The following is a 3956-nucleotide window of genomic DNA, read 5'->3' on the forward strand; positions in this document are numbered from 1 at the left end:
GCTTTGATGTCTTTTTGGTCACGCTTGATCCAACCGTCGGGGTGGAGATGCAGAAGACGCGACCATGTCTGATCATCTCGCCCGATGAGATGAATGATTACATCCAGACGGTCATCGTTGCCCCGATGACTAGCAAGGCTCGCGCATACCCGTCGCGGGTAGCGACGCGCTTTGAGGGCAAAGATGCCCAGATTGTGCTCGATCAAATCCGCACTGTTGATAAACGGCGCCTCGTAAAGTACCTCGGACGTATCGCGCCAGCGGCCCAAGTGCGCGTACTGGCAGTCTTAGCCGAGCTTTTTGCGGAGTAGAGCTTCAGTTATCACAATCTACAATGGGATTACACCAATTACCATTGAACATGCCGCACTATCAAGAACGCTACAGCCCATTGGGACGCCATGTTCGGCAATCTACAATCTACAATCTGCAATCTGCAATCTGCAATCTACAATCTACAATGGGATTATTGCGGATCATCCAGCGGCACTAGTCGTTCGCGTAGCGCCAACAACGCGGCTTGGGTGCGGTCTTGTAGGTGTAGCTTGGAGAGAATGTTGGAGACGTGGGTCTTGACGGTGCGCTCGCCGATGATCAGGTGGTTGGCAATTTCAGCGTTGCTCATGCCCCGTGCGATGCAAGCAAGCACCTCGCGCTCCCGTTCAGTCAAGAGATCGAGCGGCGAGCTTCGTGCGCTGGTCAGTTCCTGCATAAGACGCGCTGCGACACTGGGATGCAGCGTGGCCTCGCCGCGCTGGGCGGCCTTGATGGCCCGCACGAGGTCGTCGGGGCCAACATCCTTCAAGAGGTACGAGAGCGCCCCGGCCTTGATGGCCGGAAAGATGCGTTCATCTTCACTATAACTGGTCAGCACAATCACCTGTGTGGTTGGCGAGACCGCTTTGAGTCGTCGGGTGGCTTCAATGCCGTCCATTTCGGGCATCACCAGATCCATGAGTACCACATCGGGCAGCAGCTTGGCGGCCAGTTCTACCCCGGCGGCCCCACTATTGGCCTCGGCCACCACATCAATCTCGGGGTAGGTCGCCAAGTAGGCCCCAAGCCCGCGACGCACAACCGCGTGGTCGTCAATGAGCATGATGCGGATGCTTTCGTTGGACATAGGTGTATCCTTATATGTTTGCGTTGGTGTTGGCGACTGCGCCGCCAACACCAACGCAAACATAAGTGTTAGCACGAAGAAGCCTTGGGTTGGCAGCCACCGCGCCGCTGCCGCTGGCTGAGCCTGTCGAAGCCACGCGGCGCGGCCCAGAACTTCTTCGCGCTAAAAAATTTGTTAGGGCAAGCACCATACATTATAACAAAAGGCTTATAATAGCCCGTACCGCAATGGCGCGCTGGATCAACTTAGTGTAAAGGTTCTCTTGTCCTATGAGTGATGTACGTCCTTTGGTGAGCGCGCCCGCACCCCGCAATCCTGCTACCGACCCGTGGATCTGGATGGGAGCAGCCATGTTTGCCCATACCGGCTGGGGTGCCTATCCGGTCTTTGCCCGCTATTTGCAGACGGTGAGCTTTATTCCGAGTATGGCGCTTTTGGCGTTGGGCAATTTGATTGCCTTGGCCATTTTTGCTCCGTTTGTGCTGCGACGGCTTGACATGCGCTTTTTGCGTGAACCGGCGATCTGGCTTTTTGCGTTGGTGGTGGTGCTGCGTGCGATTACTAATATCCTTGCGGCCCGCTTTACGCTGGCGATCTATGTGCAGCTTATTACGCTGATGACGCCGCTGATTGTGGCGCTGCTCAGTGCGGGGCTCTTCCGCGAGCGTTTGCCTCCGGCTACCTGGCCTGCACTGGGGCTTTCGTTGGTTGGATCAATGCTGATGATGAGCGGTGATCTGGGTGGGCAAGGGGTGGCGCTTGCGCTGACCGCCAGCGATCTGCTTGGCCTCGGTTTGGCCCTCGTCTCGGCCTTCTGCCTCGCTTTCTACATGATCTTGGTGCCGCGTACCGTCAAGGCTTCTGTGCCTGGCGAGACGGTCATGCTGGTGCAATTGGCCGCTTTGACCTTGGTGACAGGTGCAATCAGTCTGTTGATTGGTGAAGATTGGAGCCGCTATAGCCAATTGGCCGCGAGTGATTGGCTTGCTTTCCTTACGTTCGTGGGCTTTGTGCTGCTTGGAGCTAATCTGGCTCAGATTACTGCCCTGCGTCATCTTGGCGCACCAATGGTGAGCAGCACGATGGCCTGGCGTCTGCTTGCTACCCTTGGGCTTGCCGCGCTACTGCTTGGTGAATACCTCACTTCGCTCTGGCAGATCCTGGGGGCGGTTATTGTTTTTGTGACGATTACGGCGTATTTGCAACGCCAGCGTAGGGTCTAAGCGTGGGGCTGTGCCCCAAACTACACTTTCTGTGTTGCTGTTTGGCGGCATAGCCGCCAAACAGCAACACAGAAGAGGCTGTCTAAAACGTCCATGGGCAAACGTTGGAGTGCCGGCTTTAGCCGGCTAAAGCCGGCACTCCAACGTTTGCCACGTAGTATGGCACTGACACCCTTATTCAGACAGCCTCTAAAGATCTACGCGGGCGGCATAGCCGCCCCCACACATCCACCGGAGGTACCTTAGCATGAAAACCCCCACAACCATTACGGCGCTTACGGTTGCGCCGCTCGATATTCCGCTTTTGAGCCCTTTTGGGATTGCTGGAGGGGCGCAGGAGGTGGCGCGTAATCTGTTGGTGACGATTGAGTTGGCTGATGGTACGTGTGGCTATGGTGAGGCTGCGCCGTTGCCGCCGTTTAATGGTGAGACGCAGGCGAGTAGTATGGCCGCCCTTGAGGCGGTACGCAGTGCGTTGGAGGGGGCTGATGTGCGTGAGTGGCGTCCGATTGCGGCGCTGCTGCGCGCTCAGATTCCTGCTGCCGGGAGCGCCCGCTGTGCGCTTGAGACGGCGATCCTTGATGCGTTGACCAAACGGGTTCAGTTGCCGCTCTATGTCTTTTTTGGTGGTGCGGGCCAGCGGCTTGAGACCGACATGACGATTACGACTGGCTCGGTGGCGGAGGCGCAGCAGGCGGCGCAGGCGATTCGCGCCCGTGGTATCCAGACACTCAAGGTGAAGTTGGGCAGTGGTACCCTTGAGCTTGATCTCCAACGGATTGTGGCCATCCATGCGGTTGCGCCAACGGCCCCGCTGATTCTTGATGGTAACGGTGGTATGTGCGCCACAACGACCCTGGAACTGCTGGAGCAGCTTGCGGCCCGCGAGATCACCCCTGTCTTGCTGGAACAGCCTGTGCCCGGCGATGATTGGGCCGGGATGCAGCGCCTTGCCCAACATGGCACGGTGCCTGTGGCTGCCGACGAGAGCGCCTCGAGTAGCACCAATGTCCTGCGCCTCGCCCGTGAGGGTGCAGCCCATGTGATCAACATCAAGCTGATGAAGGCAGGCGTGGTTGAAGCGCTCGACATTGCCGCCATTGCCCGCGCCGCCGGGCTGCGGCTCATGATTGGCGGCATGGTTGAAGCGCTGCTCGCCATGACCATGTCGGCCCATGTTGCCGCCGGGCTAGGCGGCTTTGAGTTTGTAGATCTTGACACCCCCATGTTCCTTGCAGAAAACCCCTTTGCTGGCGGCTTTCAACAAAACGGCCCCCACCTCGATCTCAGCCACATCACAGGAGGGCACGGTGTGATACCATTGTAGGCGGGGTTGCGCCTCTCGGCGGGGTGTGGGGGATGCCTTGCGGTGGCTTCGACATGCTCATCCACCACGAAGTTGGCTGAACCACGGCGCGGTCTTGTGCTGCACCACGCAACTCAGGGTTCAACCACCGCGCCACTGGCTCGGTGGTTGAGCCTGCCGAAACCAGCCTGTCGAAGCCATGCGGCGTGGCCCAGAACTTCTTCGCGCTAAGAGGCTGTCTGAAAAGTCTATGGTTTGGCGTTGGAGTGCCGGCTTTAGCCGGCTAAAGCCGGCACTCCAGCGT

General features: G+C 58.2%; 5 protein-coding genes. 4 read left to right on the top strand and 1 reads right to left on the bottom strand.

Going from position 1 to position 3956, the window contains the following annotated elements; all coding sequences use genetic code 11:
• Together CJ255_RS21285 and CJ255_RS24740 are read left to right on the top strand one after the other, a co-directional pair.
• Window positions 1-311 (top strand): type II toxin-antitoxin system PemK/MazF family toxin (locus CJ255_RS21285; RefSeq protein ID WP_133117021.1); only part of this gene is annotated, 311 nt, incomplete at its 5' end.
• A gap of 50 nt (window positions 312-361) precedes the next feature.
• Window positions 362-493 (top strand): hypothetical protein, encoded by a 132-nt coding sequence (locus CJ255_RS24740; protein ID WP_281257230.1) that lies wholly within the window; start codon window positions 362-364, stop codon window positions 491-493.
• Here the strand turns inward: CJ255_RS24740 and CJ255_RS21290 are convergent.
• Complete coding sequence (locus CJ255_RS21290) at window positions 467-1123, bottom strand: response regulator (protein ID WP_097646087.1); 657 nt, start codon at window positions 1121-1123, stop codon at window positions 467-469. The genes CJ255_RS24740 and CJ255_RS21290 overlap by 27 nt on opposite strands.
• A gap of 269 nt (window positions 1124-1392) precedes the next feature.
• Between CJ255_RS21290 and CJ255_RS21295 the strand changes: the two genes are divergently transcribed.
• Together CJ255_RS21295 and CJ255_RS21300 are read left to right on the top strand one after the other, a co-directional pair.
• Window positions 1393-2346 (top strand): DMT family transporter, encoded by a 954-nt coding sequence (locus CJ255_RS21295; protein ID WP_245863644.1) that lies wholly within the window; start codon window positions 1393-1395, stop codon window positions 2344-2346.
• Between the two features lie 247 nt (window positions 2347-2593).
• The gene (locus CJ255_RS21300; protein ID WP_097646088.1) at window positions 2594-3673 is read left to right on the top strand and encodes a dipeptide epimerase; all 1080 of its coding nucleotides are present in this window, start codon (window positions 2594-2596) and stop codon (window positions 3671-3673) included.
• Window positions 3674-3956 lie beyond the last annotated feature (283 nt).

Origin of the sequence: Candidatus Viridilinea mediisalina (assembly GCF_002532535.1) — a bacterium.
GTDB lineage: Bacteria > Chloroflexota > Chloroflexia > Chloroflexales > Chloroflexaceae > Viridilinea > Viridilinea mediisalina.

Bases quoted from the DNA above. Each gene is read 5' to 3' on its own strand.
- CJ255_RS24740 (WP_281257230.1), top strand. From the start codon at position 362: ATGCCGCACTATCAAGAACGCTACAGCCCATTGGGACGCCATGTTCGG.
- CJ255_RS21290 (WP_097646087.1), bottom strand. From the start codon at position 1,123: ATGTCCAACGAAAGCATCCGCATCATGCTCATTGACGACCACGCGGTT.
- CJ255_RS21300 (WP_097646088.1), top strand. From the start codon at position 2,594: ATGAAAACCCCCACAACCATTACGGCGCTTACGGTTGCGCCGCTCGAT.
- CJ255_RS21295 (WP_245863644.1), top strand. From the start codon at position 1,393: ATGAGTGATGTACGTCCTTTGGTGAGCGCGCCCGCACCCCGCAATCCT.